General features: G+C 68.7%; 17 protein-coding genes. 9 read left to right on the top strand and 8 right to left on the bottom strand.

Features of this window, described 5'->3' with window-relative positions; translation table 11 throughout:
- Positions 1–20: 20 nt before the first annotated feature.
- Entirely contained in the window at positions 21–1,346 is a 1,326-nt protein-coding gene (locus tag IB278_RS12065) for an MSMEG_0569 family flavin-dependent oxidoreductase (protein ID WP_192323532.1), read from the top strand.
- 8 nt (positions 1,347–1,354) lie between these two features.
- On the opposite strand, the gene IB278_RS12060 is transcribed toward IB278_RS12065, so the two are convergent.
- Positions 1,355–2,038, bottom strand: coding sequence for a response regulator (locus IB278_RS12060; protein ID WP_145742404.1), 684 nt, complete (start codon positions 2,036–2,038; stop codon positions 1,355–1,357).
- A 249-nt stretch (positions 2,039–2,287) separates the two neighbouring features.
- Here IB278_RS12060 and IB278_RS12055 point away from each other — a divergent pair, with 249 nt between their 5' ends.
- A complete protein-coding gene (locus IB278_RS12055) occupies positions 2,288–3,613 on the top strand; it encodes a DotU family type IV/VI secretion system protein (RefSeq protein ID WP_192323531.1) in 1,326 nt (441 codons plus the stop codon).
- 10 nt (positions 3,614–3,623) lie between these two features.
- On the top strand, positions 3,624–4,742 hold the full coding sequence (locus IB278_RS12050) for a type VI secretion system protein (RefSeq protein ID WP_192323530.1): 1,119 nt from the start codon (positions 3,624–3,626) through the stop codon (positions 4,740–4,742).
- 10 nt (positions 4,743–4,752) lie between these two features.
- Here IB278_RS12050 and tssJ read toward each other — a convergent pair whose 3' ends face one another.
- The gene (gene tssJ, locus IB278_RS12045) at positions 4,753–5,265 is read right to left on the bottom strand and encodes a type VI secretion system lipoprotein TssJ (protein WP_192323529.1); all 513 of its coding nucleotides are present in this window, start codon (positions 5,263–5,265) and stop codon (positions 4,753–4,755) included.
- A gap of 71 nt (positions 5,266–5,336) precedes the next feature.
- Between tssJ and tssA the strand changes: the two genes are divergently transcribed.
- The 6 genes from tssA (at position 5,337) to IB278_RS12015 (ending at position 10,311) form a co-directional block, all read left to right on the top strand.
- Entirely contained in the window at positions 5,337–6,368 is a 1,032-nt protein-coding gene (gene tssA / locus IB278_RS12040; protein WP_145742412.1) for a type VI secretion system protein TssA, read from the top strand.
- A 72-nt stretch (positions 6,369–6,440) separates the two neighbouring features.
- Positions 6,441–6,959, top strand: a complete 519-nt coding sequence (gene tssB / locus IB278_RS12035) for a type VI secretion system contractile sheath small subunit (protein WP_145742414.1) — start codon at positions 6,441–6,443, stop codon at positions 6,957–6,959.
- Positions 6,960–6,999: 40 nt separating this feature from the next.
- Positions 7,000–8,493: a type VI secretion system contractile sheath large subunit gene (gene tssC, locus IB278_RS12030; protein WP_018904086.1), complete on the top strand. Its 1,494-nt coding sequence runs from the start codon at positions 7,000–7,002 to the stop codon at positions 8,491–8,493.
- 143 nt (positions 8,494–8,636) lie between these two features.
- Positions 8,637–9,119: an Hcp family type VI secretion system effector gene (locus tag IB278_RS12025; RefSeq protein ID WP_018904085.1), complete on the top strand. Its 483-nt coding sequence runs from the start codon at positions 8,637–8,639 to the stop codon at positions 9,117–9,119.
- A gap of 67 nt (positions 9,120–9,186) precedes the next feature.
- Positions 9,187–9,747 (top strand): hypothetical protein, encoded by a 561-nt coding sequence (locus tag IB278_RS12020; protein WP_145742417.1) that lies wholly within the window; start codon positions 9,187–9,189, stop codon positions 9,745–9,747.
- A gap of 27 nt (positions 9,748–9,774) precedes the next feature.
- Complete coding sequence (locus tag IB278_RS12015) at positions 9,775–10,311, top strand: peptidoglycan recognition family protein (RefSeq protein ID WP_192323528.1); 537 nt, start codon at positions 9,775–9,777, stop codon at positions 10,309–10,311.
- A gap of 26 nt (positions 10,312–10,337) precedes the next feature.
- Here the strand turns inward: IB278_RS12015 and IB278_RS12010 are convergent, their stop codons facing one another.
- The 6 genes from IB278_RS12010 to IB278_RS11985 form a co-directional block, all read right to left on the bottom strand.
- Positions 10,338–11,177, bottom strand: coding sequence for a PP2C family protein-serine/threonine phosphatase (locus IB278_RS12010; RefSeq protein WP_145742421.1), 840 nt, complete (start codon positions 11,175–11,177; stop codon positions 10,338–10,340).
- A 56-nt stretch (positions 11,178–11,233) separates the two neighbouring features.
- Positions 11,234–12,895: a type VI secretion system-associated FHA domain protein TagH gene (gene tagH, locus IB278_RS12005; protein WP_192323527.1), complete on the bottom strand. Its 1,662-nt coding sequence runs from the start codon at positions 12,893–12,895 to the stop codon at positions 11,234–11,236.
- 113 nt (positions 12,896–13,008) lie between these two features.
- Positions 13,009–13,176, bottom strand: coding sequence for a hypothetical protein (locus IB278_RS12000; RefSeq protein ID WP_186454151.1), 168 nt, complete (start codon positions 13,174–13,176; stop codon positions 13,009–13,011).
- Between the two features lie 14 nt (positions 13,177–13,190).
- Positions 13,191–14,480, bottom strand: a complete 1,290-nt coding sequence (locus IB278_RS11995) for a TIGR02270 family protein (RefSeq protein WP_225612852.1) — start codon at positions 14,478–14,480, stop codon at positions 13,191–13,193.
- A 16-nt stretch (positions 14,481–14,496) separates the two neighbouring features.
- Positions 14,497–15,381 carry a hypothetical protein gene (locus IB278_RS11990; RefSeq protein WP_225612851.1) on the bottom strand — a complete coding sequence of 295 codons (885 nt, stop codon included), beginning with the start codon at positions 15,379–15,381 and terminating at the stop codon, positions 14,497–14,499.
- 15 nt (positions 15,382–15,396) lie between these two features.
- On the bottom strand, positions 15,397–16,530 hold the full coding sequence (locus IB278_RS11985; protein ID WP_145742425.1) for a PAAR-like domain-containing protein: 1,134 nt from the start codon (positions 16,528–16,530) through the stop codon (positions 15,397–15,399).
- Between the last annotated feature and the right edge of the window lies 1 nt (position 16,531).

The raw sequence follows: 16,531 nt of genomic DNA, 5'->3' as shown, positions 1-16,531 counted from the left end.
AAACAAAGAAAGAAGACCTCATGTCCTATCCCTACGGCGGACGCAGCCACTACAGCGTCGTCATCGTCGGCGGCGGCCAGGCCGGGCTGTCGCTGAGCCACTGCCTGCAGCAGCGCGGCATCGACCACCTCGTGATCGAGAAGCGCAGCCTCATGCACAGCTGGCGCACACAGCGCTGGGATTCGTTCTGCCTCGTCACGCCCAACTGGCAGTGCCAGCTGCCGGGCTGGGCCTACCGCGGCGACGATCCGCACGGCTTCATGGTGAAGGACCAGATCAACGAATGGCTGGCCGGCTTCGTCGCGCAGGTGAAGGCGCCGGCCATCGAGGGCGTGACCGTCGAGCGCGTGGCGCGCGTGCCCGGCACAGGCGAGCGCGACCGCTTCATGGTGCAGACCGACGCCGGCCTCTACACCGCCGACCAGGTGGTGGTGGCCTCGGGCGGCTACCACCGCCCGATCGTGCCGCGCCTGGCCGAGAGGCTGCCGCCGCACGTGGTGCAGTACCACTCGGCGCAGTACCGCAATCCGGCGCAGCTGCCCGAAGGCGCGGTGCTGGTGGTGGGCTGCGGCCAGTCGGGCGCGCAGATCGCCGAGGACCTGCACCTGGCCGGGCGCAAGGTGTACCTTGCCACCGGCGATGCGCCGCGCTGCGCTCGCTTCTACCGCGGCCGCGAAGTGGTCGATTGGCTCGCCGACATGAAGTACTACGACATGCCCGTGACCGAGCATCCGCTGCGCGAGGGCGTGCGCGACAACACCAACCACTACGTGACCGGCCGCGACGGCGGCCGCGACATCGACCTGCGCCGCTTCGCGCTCGAGGGCATGGAGCTGTACGGCCTGCTGACCGGCCTGGGCAGCGACGGCACGCTGGAGTTCCAGCCCAACCTGCGCGAGCACCTGGACAGCGCCGACGCCACCTACAACCGCATCAACGCCTCGATCGACAAGTTCATTGCCTCCCGGGGCATCGAGGCGCCGCCGCCCTCGGTCTACACGCCGGTGTGGGAGCCGCCCGAGGAGCGCACGCGCCTGGACCTTGCCGAGGCAGGCATCACGAGCGTGCTCTGGTGCATCGGCTTCTCGCCCGACTTCGAATGGGTGGATGCGCCAGTGTTCAACGGCCGCGGCGCGCCGGTGCACCAGCGCGGCGTGACGGGCGTGCCCGGGCTCTACTTCCTGGGGCTGCCCTGGCTGCACACCTGGGGGTCGGGCCGCTTCTCGGGCGTGGCGCGCGATGCGGAGTTTCTTGCCGCGCCGATCGAAGAGAGGAAGAACGCGGCAGCGGCGGGCCGGGCCGATGCGCAAGAGGCGCCGGCCGGCGCCCAACTGCGCGCGGCCTAGAGCACGGCTCAGGCCTGCTGCGCCTCGGTCAGCGCCTGCGCAGCCACCACCGCCTCGGTGCGGTTGCGCACGTTGAGCGCGCGGAAGATGGCCGCCAGGTGGATCTTGACCGTGCCCTCGCTGATGCCGAGGCTGCGGCCGATGAGCTTGTTGGGCTTGCCCTGCGAGAGCAGCTGCAGCACCTCGACCTGGCGCTCGGTGAGCACGCTGCGCAGGTGCTCGAGCGTCTGCGAGGAGGCGCCTGCAGGGCGCGCATCGCCGTTCTGCGTGGGCGCCACGCCGGCCACGATGCCGGGCGGCAGCGCCGTGAGCATCATCGGCGGCACGTAGACGCCGCCGGCCAGCACCAGCCGCACGGCCGACAGCATGACCTCGGGCGAGTAGGCTTTGGGGATGAAACCGAGCACGCCGCGCTCCAGCGCGCTGCGCATGATGGCCGGGTCTTCGTAGCCCGAGAGCACGATGACCGGCACGGCCGGATGGCGGCGGCGGATCTCGTCGATGTGCGCCTGGCCATCGGCGCCGGGCATGTTGAGGTCGATCAGGGCCAGGTCGAGCTCGTCGGTGGCGCCGGCAAGCAATTCGTCGACGCTCATCGCCAGGACGAACTCGATGCCGGGCTCGAGCTCCGACAGCTTGGCCTTGACCGCCTCGATGACGAGCCGGTGGTCGTCGGCGATCAGAATTTTCATGGCATGTCCCAGTGTCCCAGCGTGCATTGAACTCAGCGGATGCCGAAGATACCGGCGATTGCCCCGCGCAGCAAGCCGGTTTGCCCGACGAATGGCATAGTCCCCAAGCGATATGGCGCCCGCCGCCCGGCGTTCGGAAGATGGAATCCTTACTCGAAGGAACCGGGGACATGGGGATGTGCCATCGCAGCAGACGCCGGTGCAAGGCATCCTCCGCAACGCAGGCGCGGTGAGCGGGCGCGGTCATCCATGGTCCGGCTGCTCGACTGTTTTTCCGCATTCGTCTCCTTCGGCCTCGCCCTCGACGCATCGATCGCGGCCGGCCGCGCCGCGCCGCCCTCGCACGATGCCGCGCAGCAGCAGGCGCGCCGGCTGCTCGACGCGGCGCGCGCCTGCGCTTCGGGCCAGCCCGCCGCGCAGGTCGAGTCGGCGGTCTTTGCGATGGTGGCCTGGATCGACGAGATCCTGGCGCGCCACCCTGGAGCGGCCGCAGGTGCGGCGCCGCTGCAGGTGCAGCTGTTCAACTCGAACAACGCGCACAGCGAGTTCTTTCACCACCTGTCGGCGCTGGGCGCCGAAGACGATGAACTGCGCGAGGTCTACTGGCATGCGCTGGTGCACGGCTTCAAGGGGCAGTACTACTTCGAGAGCGACGACCGCGGCGAGCTCGGCAAGCTGAAGGCGCTGCACGGCCATCAGCTGCGGCTCAGGCCGCTGGCGCTCGGCAGCCTGGTGCAGGACCGCATCACGCCGCAGCCCTATGGCGTGGCGGATCCGCCGGGCCCGCACGACCTGCGCCGCCGCGACCGCAGCCTGCTGCGCGCGCTCGGCGCGCTCGCGCTGCTGCTGCCGCTTTTCTATCTGCTGTGGTGGCAGTGGCCGGCCGGGCTGCACGCGGGCGAGCCGGGACCGGCGCAGCGCATCGAGCAGCATCTTCAAAGCTATCCCTGCGCCGATCTCTCGGCTTCCGCCGACAAGGGCGGCAGGCTGCACGTGAGCGGCTTCGTCTCGCTGCCGGCCGACCTGCAGCGGGTGGAGCGCGAGGTGGCCGGCCTGCTGCCCGATGCCGGCTCGCCCACGTTCGATGTCAGGCTGCGCGTGTGGCCCCACTGCGAGGTGTTCGCCATCCTGAAGCCCTACCAGCTGCGCAACCGCGAGAAGGCCCACGGACTGGGCGTGACGGCCGTGACGGCCCGCAACGGCCGGCTGCGCGAAGGAGACGACGTGCGCATGCAGGTGGCCGCGCCCAGGCACGACAGCTACCTGTGGGTGGACTACTACACCGCCGAGGGTTCGGTCATGCACCTGAACACCGGCCAGCCGGTGCGGCTGCGCGCCGGCGAGAAGCTGGACCTGGGCCGCGACATCCCGGCGAGCTGGCTTGTGGCCCCGCCCTTCGGCACCGTGCTGGTCACCGTGCTCTCGTCGCCCACGCCGTTCGACGGCGCCGCCGACCGGCCGCCGTACGAACTCGCTTCGGCCTACCTGCTGCGGCTGCGCGAAGCGCTCGCTGCCAACAAGGGCAATGAGCGGCTGCTTGCCGATTTCGAGTTCTTCGAGACCACTGCACGTTGAGAGCCGCAGCATGCCCGCCGCGTTGTTGCCTGCCCACTTTTTCTGGCTCCTGCTCGCGCTGTGCCTGGCCGGCTTTGTGCTGCTGTACGCCGCGGTCCGCGACGCGGGCCGCGGTGCGCGCCGCCGGGCGCTGCGCCGGCGCATTGCTGCGCTCGGCCCGGCGGCGGCCGAAGCCGACGAAGCCGCGATCGAAGCCATGAGGGAAGCCATGTCGCACGCACGCCAGCTCCTGCGCCAGCCACTGCGGCAGCAAGCCGCGCCGGTGCCCTGGTTTCTCTTTCTCGGCGACGCGGCGGCCAACCTGCCGGGGCTGCTGGCGGCGGCCCATGCCGAGCACTTGGCACCTTCAGGCAGCGAGCCCTTCGGCGAACCCTACTGGCGCTGGTGGCTCACCGGCTCGCTGACGGCCATCGAGCTCCACCCGAGCGCCGTCAGCGACGCGGCGGCGGCGCCGCACACGCGCGCGCTGTGGCTCCAGGCGCTCCTCGCGCTGGCCGAGCGGCGCGACCGCGTGCCGATCAACGGCGTAGTGGCCTGCGTGGCAGCGAGCGAACTGCTGCACCCGGCCAGCGCAGGCATGAAGCCGCTGGCCACCAGGATGCGCCGGCTGCTCGACGAGGCCGCGGACACCTTGCGCCTGCAGCTGCCGGTCTACCTGGTCGTGACCGGCCTGGAGCAGCTGGCCGGCTATGCCACGCTGCGCGGTGCGCTGCCGCCCGAGGTGCTCGCACAGGTGATCGGCCATCGCCTGGCCGGACCGGCCGCCCACGGCGAGAGCGCGGCCGAACGGTTCGACGCCCTGTTCGATCCCATGGCGCGTCAGCTGCATGCGCTGCGGATGGCGCTGCTGCGCGAGCAGCCGGGTGCATCGGGCCGGCTCGCGATCCATGAATTCATCGAGGCGCTGCGTGCGCTGCAGCCCGCATTGCGCGAGGTGGCCGAGGCCTTGTTCGAAGGCCATGGCCGCGGCTCGCGCGTTCCGCGGTGGCGCGGCCTCTATGTGACGGCCGCTGCATCGGGCGCAGCCGGCGGCGCCTTCGTGGCCGACCTGTTCGAGCGCTTCCTGCCCGCCGACCAGCCGCTCGCACGGCCGGGCCGCGCGCCGAACGCCAGCGCCGCGCGTTCCTGAAAGGGTCGGGCTATTTGCTCTCGATGCGGATTTGCCGCGCGCCGAAGGTCACGGTGAGCGTCTGCGGCTTGCCGGCTTCCACCGCGCGCACTTCGCGCCAGCGTGCACGGTCGAGGTCGCGGAACGCGGCCATCACGCCGATGGCCTTGGCATCGGCCGGCAGCGTGAGGTCGAGCTTCCTGCTTTCGCCCGGGCGCATCAGCATCTCTTCGCGCTGCACCAGCTCGGCGCCGAGCGTGGCCTGGTCCTTTTCGAACAGCGAGAAGAAGTCGGCCCCTTCGAAGGGGCCGGGCGACTTCAGCGCATAGATGCGCACCGTGAGCGGCGAAGCGCGGCCGCGCGCATCGGGGTTGGCATCGGCACCGGCCGTGAGCGTGATCGACACCGGCGTGACCACGGGCTTGCTTGCGCAGCCCGCGACCAGGGCGCCGGTCAATGCAAGGCCGCAGGCCAATGCCAGGCGCCGCGAGACCGCAGCAAAAGAGCGTCCATAGGACGAATGGTGTGTACCCAGCGTGCGCATGCTATTCCCTTCGTTGCATTGACCGGTTCGGACGCATCTTTGATTATCACCAGCCAACTCGAACAGGCAACATGCTGACCAACGAACTTGTCGAAGCCCTGCTCACGCCCATCGGCGAGGCCTCGCCATGCGGCGACGATCTGGAGTACGACGCGGCCTTCACCGCGCTCACCACCGCAGCGCAGGGCAAGCCCGAGCAGCAGTTCGGCGACACCGTCATCCCGGCGGTGGAGCCGGAGTGGCGCGAGGTGGCCGAACAGTCCGACGCGATCCTGCGCCGCAGCAAGGACGTGCGCGCCGCCGTGCTGCTGCTGCGCGCCTCCACGCGGCTGCAGGGGCTTGCCGGTTTCGTTGCCGGGCTCGAACTGCTCACCCGCCTGCTCGACACCTTCTGGGACGGCATACATCCAAAGCTCGATGCCGAGGACGACAACGATCCCACCATGCGCCTGAACGCGCTCGCGCCGCTCGGCGACGAGACGATGGTGCTGCGCGACCTGTACGACGCGCAGGTGGGCGTGGCGCCGGGCGTGGGCGCGATCCGCGTGCGCGACATCGCGGTGGCCAACAACGCGTTGAATGCGGTGGGCGGCGAAGCCACCTATTCGCCGGCACAGATCCAGGGCGGCCTCGAAGCGCTCCATGCCGAGCGGCCCGAGCTGATCCAGGCCGCCATCGGCGTGCCCGGGCGGGTCGAGAAGCTGCAGGCCCTGCTGGTGGAGCGCACCGGCCGCTCGGACGCGATCGACCTTTCCCCACTGCGCGCCATCGGCCGCATGCTGCAGAAGGCCTGCAGCGCTGCCATCGGTGCGCCCGAAGATGCGGGCACCGCTGAAGAAGCGCAAGGCGATGCGCCGCAGGCCGGCGGCACGCCGCGGCCCGCTGCCGCGCGCGGCGAGATCCAGAGCCGGCAGGACGCATTGCAGATGCTGGACCGCGTGATCCGCTTTCTCGAACAGACCGAGCCCGGCAATCCCGCGCCGCTCCTGATCGAGCGCGCCAAGAAGCTCATCGGCGTGAGCTTCCTCGAAATCATGGCCAACCTCGCACCCGGCGCGCTGGACACGATCGAGACCGTGACCGGCAAGCGCCCGTCCGAGTAGCCGCCCTTTCCGTTCCCCTTTTTTTTTCCTGTTGATCGAACCGCCCCATCTACCCCCGCAAGGAGCATCGCCATGGCCAAGAGCAGTCAGAAATTCATCGCCCGCAACCGGGCGCCACGCGTGCAGATCGAATACGACGTGGAACTCTACGGCGCCGAGAAGAAGATCCAGCTGCCCTTCGTGATGGGCGTGCTGGCCGATCTGTCGGGCAAGCCGGCCGATCCGCTCGCACCCGTGGCCGACCGCAAGTTCCTCGAGTTCGACGTGGACAACTTCGACTCGCGCATGAAGGCCATGAAGCCGCGCGCCGCCTTCGCGGTGGAAAACTCGCTGACCGGCGAGGGCGAACTCAAGGTCGAGCTCACCTTCGAGAACATGGAAGATTTCTCGCCCGCCGCCGTGGCCAGGAAGGTCGGCGCGCTCAACAAGCTGCTCGAGGCGCGCACCCAGCTGTCGAACCTCGTGACCTACATGGACGGCAAGAACGGCGCCGAGGAACTGCTGGCCAAGGTGCTCGAGGACCCGGCCCTGCTGCAGTCGCTGGCGGCCACCGCCAAGCCCGACGACGAAGCGGCCAAGCCGGCCGCCTGATCCCCACCACCCGACACACCGGACCCCGAGGAGAACCACCATGGCCGAAGCACTCGAGCAGAGCGCACTCAAGGATGTCGCCTATGCAGGCAGCGATTTTTCGTCGCTCCTGCAGAAGGAATTCAAGCCGCGCAGCGACGAGGCCAAGAGCGCCGTCGAAGCCGCGGTGCTCACGCTCGCGCAGCAGGCGCTGAGCAACAGCACCGTCATCGGCAAGGACGTGACCAAGTCGATCCAGTCGATGATCGCCGCGATCGACGCCAAGCTGACCGACCAGGTCAACAAGATCATCCACCACCCCGACTACCAGAAGCTCGAGAGTGCGTGGCGCGGCCTGCACTACATGGTGAACAACACCGAGACCGACGAGCACCTGAAGATCCGGGTGATGGACATCTCGAAGACCGACCTCGCCAAGAGCCTCAAGAAGTTCAAGGGCGCGGCCTGGGACCAGAGCCCGATGTTCAAGAAGATCTACGAGCAGGAGTACGGCCAGTTCGGCGGCGAGCCCTTCGGCGCGCTGGTGGGCGACTACCACTTCGACCAGAGCCCGCCCGACATCGAACTGCTCGGCGAGATGTCCAAGATCGCGGCCTCGGCGCATGCGCCCTTCATCACCGGCGCGAGCCCCAACCTCATGCAGATGGAATCGTGGCAGGAGCTCGCCAACCCGCGCGACCTGACCAAGATCTTTCTCACGCCAGAGTACGCCGGCTGGCGCTCGCTGCGCGACTCCGACGACGCCAAGTACCTGGGCCTGTGCATGCCGCGCTTCCTGGCGCGCACGCCCTATGGCGCCAACACCAATCCGGTGGAGGAGTTCGACTTCGAGGAAGACACCGCCGGTGCCGACCACAGCAAGTACGCCTGGGCCAACGCAGCCTATGCGATGGCCACCAACATCAACCGCTCCTACAAACTCTACGGCTGGGGTTCGCGCATCCGCGGCATCGAGTCGGGCGGCGCGGTGGAGAACCTGCCGCTGCACACTTTCCCGAGCGATGACGGCGGCGTGGACCAGAAGTGCCCGACCGAGATCGCCATCAGCGACCGGCGCGAGGCGGAACTGTCGAAGGCCGGCCTGCTCTCGCTGATCCACCGCAAGAACTCCGACTTCGCGGCCTTCATCGGTGCGCAGTCGCTGCACAAGCCGGCCGAGTACGACGACCCGGATGCCACGGCCAACGCCAACCTGGCGGCCCGCCTGCCCTACCTCTTTGCCTGCAACCGCTTCGCGCACTACCTGAAGTGCATCGTGCGCGACAAGGTCGGCAGCTTCAAGGAGCGCGACGACATGCAGCGCTGGCTCAACAAATGGATCATGAACTACGTGGACGGCGACCCCGTCAACTCCTCCGAAGAGACCAAGGCCAGGAAGCCCCTGGCCGCGGCCGAGGTGGTGGTGGAAGAGGTCGAGGGCAACCCCGGCTACTACACCTCCAAGTTCTTCCTGCGCCCGCACTACCAGCTCGAAGGCCTCACGGTGTCGCTGCGGCTGGTGTCCAAGCTGCCCTCGGCCAAGGGCGGCAAGTAGCGGGCGGCATATGCCGTCGGTGGGCCTTTGAAAACGGGGCCCATTGCTCGTTCTCTCCATAGCTCCCGGGCACCACCGCCGACCAGGCACCGCACGGAAGCCCTTTTTTTCTCTGACTCGCACACAACTGAAAGGTAAGCATCATGGCTGCAGACATGTTTTTGAAGCTCGAGGGCGTCGACGGTGAATCCAAGGACGATTCGCACAAGAAGGAAATCGACGTTCTTTCCTGGAGCTGGGGTGCCAGCCAGTCCGGCACCGGCCACGTCGGCGGCGGCTCGGGCGCAGGCAAGGTGAGCGTGCAGGACCTCTCGGTCACCAAGTACGTGGATGCCTCCTCGCACCTGCTGCTGCTCGACTGCTGCAACGGCCAGCACATCAAGAAGGGCACGCTGGTGGTCCGCAAGGCCGGCGCCACGCCGCTCGAGTACATCAAGCTCACGATGGAAGACATCATCGTCAGCAACATCCACACCGGCGGCAGCGGCGGCGAAGACCGCCTGACCGAGACCATCACGCTGAACTTCTCGAAGTTCAAGTACGAGTACACGCCGCAGAAGGCCGATGGTTCCGGCGACGGCACCAAGGAAACCGGCTGGGACATCGCCGCCAACAAGAAGGTCTGAGGCGCCTTGCGCCACGGCCGCCCGGTGGACGGCGGCCGCCCCTTGACCTTCCAGCCGGAGAGACGCGATGGCCACACTCAACACCACGGTCCTTCAGTGGGCCAGCGCACAGCTGGGCAAGCAGATCGGCGCGGGCGAATGCTGGGACCTGGCCAACTCGGCCCTGGGCCACGCCGGCGCCGGCACCTCGTCGGATTTCGGCCCGATGGGCGACGACGACGATTACATCTGGGGCGACGAGGTCGCGCTCAAGGATGCGCTGCCCGGCGACATCCTCCAGTACCGCGACTACGAGATGACGACGACCACCACCACCGACGTCACCTTTGCCGATGGCTCGGGCTGGACCGACAGCCCCTATGTGACCGTCGGCCATCCGCACCACACCTCGATCCTTTCCAAGAACCCGGGCACCGGCGCCATCACGGTGCTGGAGCAGAACCACAAGGGCAACAAGGAGCCCGTGCGCTCGAGCACGATCCGCTGGAAGGGCAGCTCGACCTCCACCACCACCCGCAAGCCGATGAAGCGGCAGGACAACGGAAAGACGGAGTCGGCGCTCGTGGTGGTCACGGTGGACGTGACGGTGAGCGGAAAACTCAAGGCCTATCGGCCGAAGAAGCCTTGACACCTGCCAACGAACAGGAGTTCGAGCATGAGCAGCAAGTGGAACGACAATGACTATCACCCGTATGCGGATGAGTACTACCCGCTGAGTAAGCACTATGGTGGCCCGGGGGCTGCCGGCCTGATGAAGAAGACCGGAATCAAGGGGCTGATCGTCCACATCACCGACGGCAACAGCCTGCTCAGCTCCCTTAAGACCACCTGGGAGAACCGCGCGGCCTCGGCCCACTTCGCGGTAGACAAGGGCGGCACGATCGCGCAGTACATTCCGTTGTCGCAGCGCTCCTGGGCTGTCGATGGCTGGAAGGTGGACAACCTCTGGTACAGCGTGGAGAACGTCGCGGTGCACGGCGAGACGCTCACCGACATGCAGATCCGGATGAACGGCTACCTGCTCGCGTGGCTCAACGGGGAATACGGCGTACCGCTGAAGCTCGCGACCACGCCGGACGACAGCGGCCTCTCGTATCACGCGATGTTCACCAAGTCGAAGCCCTGCCCCGGCAAGCCGGTCATCGCGCAGTTGCAGGACATCGTGGACGCCGCCGTGGGATTGAACGGCTAGGTCCCCGCGGGTCCGGCCCCAATTGGTCAATCCGGCAGTTTGCCGGGCGCCGCCGAAGGTTCTTCGATCGACGCCGGCATCGTCTCTTCCTCGGCCGCCGGCATCAGGCGCGTGGCGTCGTCGACGTCATCGGGAATCACCCACAGCGTGAGCGCCGTGTAGTTGTCGTGGCCCGGCTTGGCGCGCGCCTTGATCTGCGCGTCGAGCTGCTCGGTCCACTGGCTGGGCGTGCGCGAGGCGTGCAGCGTGTCGACCAGGCACTCGTCGCCCAGCGGCTCCCACACGCCGTCGCTGCACAGGAGCAGCACGTCGCCCGGCATCAGGCGCATGCGGTCGGACACCGTGATGTCGGGCGCTTCCTCCACCGAGCCGAGCGCCGAGAGCAGCATGTTGCGCTGCGGATGCAGGCGCGCACCTTCCTCGTCGAGCATGCCGCCGGCCACCATCTGCTGCACCAGGCTGTGGTCGGTGGTGCGCGCCACGATGGCGCCGCCGCGGAACAGGTAGGCGCGGCTGTCGCCGCTGTGCACCCAGGCCAGCGCCTGGCTCTCCAGGTCGATGGCCGCGAAGACCACCGTGGAGCGCATGCCGGCGAGCTTGCCGCCTTCGGCCTGCCGCGCCACCACGTCGCGGTTGGCCTGCTCGACCAGCGTGCGCAAGGTGAATTCGTCCAGCCCCGGCGCCGCCGAGAAGCCGCCCAGCACGCTGCTGCGCGCCGTTGCCGCCGCCACGTCGCCGCCGCCATGGCCGCCCGCGCCGTCGGCCACCAGGCAGGCGACGTAGCGCTCGTCGTGCCAGTGGCCATGGACGTCTTCGTTGTAGTTGCGGCCGCCCTGCCGGGACAGCGTGACGATTTCGATTTCCAAGCGGGGTGCCTCGCGTTTGCTGGTGCTGTTGTACTTGTGCCTGAGGGAGCTGTTCTTCAGGTGTCCGACTTGAGGCGCGCCATCTGCTCTTCGTAGGCCTCGAGGAAGGCCTTGCCGAAGAGGTTGTGGAAATCGTCTTCCGCCTCGCTCGCGATGCCGCCGTAGAGCGCGACGAACTGGTCCCAGAGCTTGGCCTTGCGGTTGGCGCTGAAGAGCGTGTCGAGCGCCGACTTCGCGCTGATCTTCTTCTCGAGCTCCTCGGGCTCGAAGCGCGCAATGACATGGGCCAGCGCCGCGCGCATGCCCACCATCACGCCGAACTGGTGCGCGCGCAGGTCGTTGAAGGCGTCGCGCATCGCGGCCTCCGGCGGCATGAAGCCGCGCACGCCGGGCCCCAGCAGGTGGGCCAGCGCGACCTCGACGGTCGGCGAGAACTTGAGCGGGTTGTTGGCCTGCGCCGCGATCATCGTGACCTCGGCGCGCACCTCGCGCTTGAATTCCTGGCGCGTGAGCAGGAGCTGCAGCGTGCCCTCGGTGGCGCTGCGCAGGATGGAGCCGATGCGCTCCATGAGGCCCGGCGTGAGCATCTCGGGCGGCTGGTGCGTGCTGGCGAGGCCGCGCAGGAAGGCGGCGAGCAGTTCGTCGTCGGAGGCGGTGCGCGGGGCCGCTGCGGGTGCCCGCTGGACGGGTGGCGGTGGCGGCGGCGGTGGTGGCGGCGGCTCGAATGGGCGGCTGGCGACCTCGGGGCCGCTGATGCGTATCGGCTGGCCCGTGATGTCGTCGAAGCGCGGCGGCGCTTCCGCCGGCGCGGCGGCCGGTGCCGGCGTGATCGCCATCGGCGGCGTGAAGCCGAACTGGTCGATCGGCAGGTGGTCGGAACGGGGCGTCGGCGTGGCCGGCGCCGCGCTCTGCAACGCGGCCAGCGGATCGGAGGAAGAAGCCGTGTTCGGCTGCAGCAGCGGGTCGGCCAGCGGCGACAGCGCGAGCGGATCGCCGCCGATGCCGCCGCCACCGCCCATGCCGCCGAAGAGCTCGTCGATGCCCGAGGCCTTGCCATGCGCGGGCGGCGCACCGAGGTCGGAGAAATCGTCGAGCGCACCGAGGCCCGCGGCCGGCGCGGAGGATGGCGTGGGCCCGAGCAGGTTGGCGAACGGATCGACCTGTGCGGCCTGCGCGTTGCGCGAGCCGCTTTCCATCGGGTCGGGAAAGAGCAGCGGATCCGCGCTTGCTGGCGCGGCCGCCCTGGCACCCGGCGCACGGGCCGCGGCAGGCGCGGCCGCGGCCGGCGATCCGAGCCCCGCAAGCAGGTCGGCAAAGGGATCGTCGCTGGTGCTCGCGGCCACAGCGGCGCCGGTCGGCGCCGACATGATGGTGTTGGGAATCGCCAGCGACGGCGGCGGCGCCGCGGCCGTCATGCGCACGCTGAGTTCGAAGCTGCCGACGACCAGCCGCGTGCCATCGGTGAGCGGGGCCTCCTTGCCCGAGCCCAGCGGCACGCCGTTGCACTGCATCGGATTGCTGCCGCGGTCGATGACGAAGTACTGGCCGTCGCGGCACAGCACCTGGGCGTGCACGCGCGAGACCGTGCGGTCGGGATCGACGAGCACCAGCGTGTTGGTGTCGGCGCGTCCGATGGTGCCCCCGTTGGGCCCGAAATCGGCAGCGATGGGCTGCCCCGCCGGAGCGCCTTGCCGGGTGATGACAGCGATATGGATCATGAATCTGCCCCCGGGGCTCTATGCCCTTCTACGCCCGAACACAGCCCGCGCACGCACGGGCGAAAAAACTCAGAAGGAGTATTCATTCCGTGGAGCGGGTTGGCAATCTCGCCTTAAGAGGTATGCCATTGCAGCCAGGCGGCGACGGCGGTGAAGATCAACGCGATGAGGAGCCAGGTGCGGGTGGCGGGGTCGCGCACCGAACCGCCTCTCGCGCAGCGCAGCCCCGCCGCGAACAGGAATGCCGCAGCCAGCGCGGCGAGGATGTATTTCGCAGCCATCGGCGATCCTTCATTTATTCGTCCGGCCACTGGTCGAGCCAGCGCTGCTGGCGCCATGCCGGCGCTCCCGTCGGAAAGAGCTTGCTGCCGGGGCGCAGCAGGCAGAGGTATTCCGCGGCCGCCAGGCGCTGGCGCTGGAAGCCGTGCTTCAGCACACCCACGCAATGCGCCCACGACGGCACCTGGCCCAGGAAATAACGCTCGCCCGGCACAAAGCCGCGCCCGTTGGCGGCCCACCAGCTGCTGATCCGCGCGGGATCGGGCCAAGGCAGTCCGTCGTCCTCGTCCATGGCGACGTCGTCGTCTTCCGGCGCGTCGCGGGGACCGGATTCGACGCCCTCGGGAGGCTTGCGCTCCAGGTCGAGCCAGGCCAGGTCCAGGCCGGTGATGGTGCTGAACGCTTCGCCCGCGAGACGCGCGAGCGCCGGCTCTTCCATCTGTGCGATGAGCCATGGCACCAGCCGCGTGTCGCCCACCGTGCCCGCGCAGCGCACGGCGTCGCGCACGTGGGCGGGCTTGTCGAGCATCTCCGCCAGCAGCGGCGCAGCCTGCGCAGGCGTCGCGAGCTTGAACAGCAGCGACAGCGCGAGCCGGCCGTGGAGCGTTCCGGGCAGCAGCGTTGCGTCGTGCAGCGGGTGGACGGGCTTGTGGCGCTCGCCGAGCAGCACGGCCGAGCGCGCGGCCCAGAAGCGGCAGCCGGCATCTTCGTCTTGCAGCGCGGCGATGCACACGGCCGCGAGATCGCGCCTGCCGCACTCGCCCGCGGCGCGCAACGCCTGCCCGCGCAATACCACGTCGGCATCGGCGACGGCGGCGTGCAGCGCATCGCCGGGGTCGACCATGTGGAAGTCGCAAGCGGCGATGGCGACAGCGCGGCGAAATGCGTGAGGCGAATCGAGCATGTCCTTCGCAATGCCGCGCAGCGACTCGCCCGACGCCCAGCCGCCGGCCAGCGCGACCGCATCGCGCACATCGGGCAACAGCTCGGCAATGGCCAGCAGGCGTTCGATCCGCGGCAGGTCGTGGTTCTCCAGCGCCAGAACGATGGCCGCGAACACCTCGCCGCGCCCGGCGCGGGCGAGCGCCTCGTCGCATGCCCTGCTGCCCGCATCGCGCGCCACCGCCAGGCCGTCCAGGTGCGCGGCCAGCCTGTCGTCGAGGCGCCGCAGGTGATGCAACCTGGTGTGCCCGGAAGCGGCGAGGAAGAATCGCTGGTTGCACAGCAGCGCGGATTCCTCCGCATGGCGCTGCACGACGAGCGGCATCGGCGCGGCCGCGCTGCGTGCGATGGTGTCGGTGGTCATGCGAGGGGACGCCCGCTCAGTCGTACTTGCGCCACGCCGTGCCGTCGAACGACGCCACGTCGGATTTTCCGACCGACCAGAGCACGCCCTGCGCCGTGCTGAGGCTGTAGCCGGTGACCGGCCCCATCGCACCGTAGTCCACGGGCACGAGGCGATTCGCGTCCAGCGTGTAGAGGCCCGACATGGTCGCCACGTACAGCCTGTCCTGGAACCAGCACAGGTCCCACAGGTCGGCCGTGACTTCGTCTTCCCAGTCCACCGGCGTCCACGCATCGCCGCGTCCGCTCACCAGCACGCCGCCCTGTCCGGCCGCATACACGAGGCCATTGCCCGCGCAGCAAACGGCCGTGAGGATGACGTTGGTCGGACTGCCGCACTGCGTCCACGCCGCGCCGTCGTGGCGCCAGATCTCGCCGGCCCAGCCGACCGCGTAGATCTCGTTGTCCGCATAGCCGTCGATCGCCTCGAAGCCGAACACCTCAGTCTGCGCAGCGCGCGGCGCACTCATGTCGATCCACTGCCGCTCGCCGGTGCGCTTGAAGACCTGCCGCTTGCTGCCGCACGCATGGACGTGCCCCCCGATCTCGCGGGCGTTGCGGATCATCACGGGCTGCGGGGCGATCGTCTCGTCCTCGCGCCGCCCGCCCACGTAGGTGGCGACGTCGCCGTCCTCGCCGATGAGCACCACTTTCTCCAACGGCAGCTTCGCCACGGCGATCGCGGTCGCGTTCCAGGTGGTGTTGAAGGCGTCGCCCCAGTTGCCCTTGTAGAGCCCCACCAGGCTCACGTGCGCGATGTCCTGCTCCAGCAGCGTCTTCATCTGGCTGATGACGTACACCAGGTCCGCCAGGCGCGCCGCGCCCCGCACGAACTCACGCTTGATAGAAACCTTTTCGGCCACGGCGGCTCCTTGTGTTCATGGCAGCGGCGCGCCCAGCGAGCCGGCCGTTTTGTTGATGGTGTCCTGCAGCGACGAGTAGTGTTCGATGTCCGTCTTGCCGGTCGATGAATGCTTCACGTCCTTGCTCGTATCGCCCAGCCCCTTGTGCCCTTCCTTGAGCTGGGCCTCGATGCACTTCTGGTCGCAGTGCGGCGCCACGGCCTTCGCGCCCGCGGCACAGTGCGTCACCTCCTCGTCGAACGGCCGGTGCGTCCCGTTCGGCACGCTCGAGGTCGTCTTGTGGTGCGTGTGCCGCAGCCCGTGCGTTCCGGAGCAACTGCCGCCTTCGGTGCACATGCAGGGTGCGTCCTCCATGCGATATTTCTTCCAGCCCGTCATGGGGCTGCCGCCATAGCTGTCCTTGAAAAACGAACTCTTCGGAACGATGTGGTCGCCGGTCTGCGCGGGGCAGCAGCCCTTGATGCCGTCCTCCACCTTGGGCGACGCCTGGTAGGGCACAAGGCGGCAGCGCCGCGCCGCAGCGCACTCGTTCTCGCTCGCGCGCTTCGCGGCACCGGGCAGGTCGCCCTTGATCGAGGCGAAATCGCCGCCAAGGCCGGTCTCGGCGCAGACGTCCTTGCCGCCCTTTTTGGCCGGCTTGTACTCGGCGCAGGCGCGCTCCTCGCGCGCCTTGTCGCCGTCGCACGCGGTCTTGTCGATATTGCCGTCCGCCATCGAATCGACGAACGGCCAGGGGATGGATTCGTTGGCCGTCGGGCTGCCGTGGTTGTTGGTGGTCTTGTCCAGGTGCCGCACCGCGTTCTCGCCCTCGAACTTCACGTCCATCGACCAGTCGATGAAATACACCTTGCCCTTGTTCTTGCTGGAGATCACGCCCTTCTTGGCCGCACTGCCCGCCTCGTCGCCCGACGAAGTCTTGAAGTACGACTTGTTCTTCAACATGATTTCCTGGCCGGAGATCTGCACGCTGCGGCTGCCGTCGGTGGTGTCCGATGCGAGCCCCGTGTTCGGGTAGGGCACGGGCACGCCCGGCGGCGTCGCGGGGTTCTCGGGTGGCGTCATGCACACGTCGGGCGTGGCGCAGATGGTCTTGCCCGCGCCGGCCTTGCATGCCACCTCCCGCCCGTTCGCGAAGACCTGGTTGGCCATG

It is taken from the genome of Variovorax sp. VRV01 (assembly GCF_014852545.1).
Classification (GTDB): Bacteria; Pseudomonadota; Gammaproteobacteria; order Burkholderiales; family Burkholderiaceae_C; genus Variovorax; species Variovorax beijingensis_A.
This window is presented reverse-complemented; position numbering and strand designations above follow the sequence as displayed.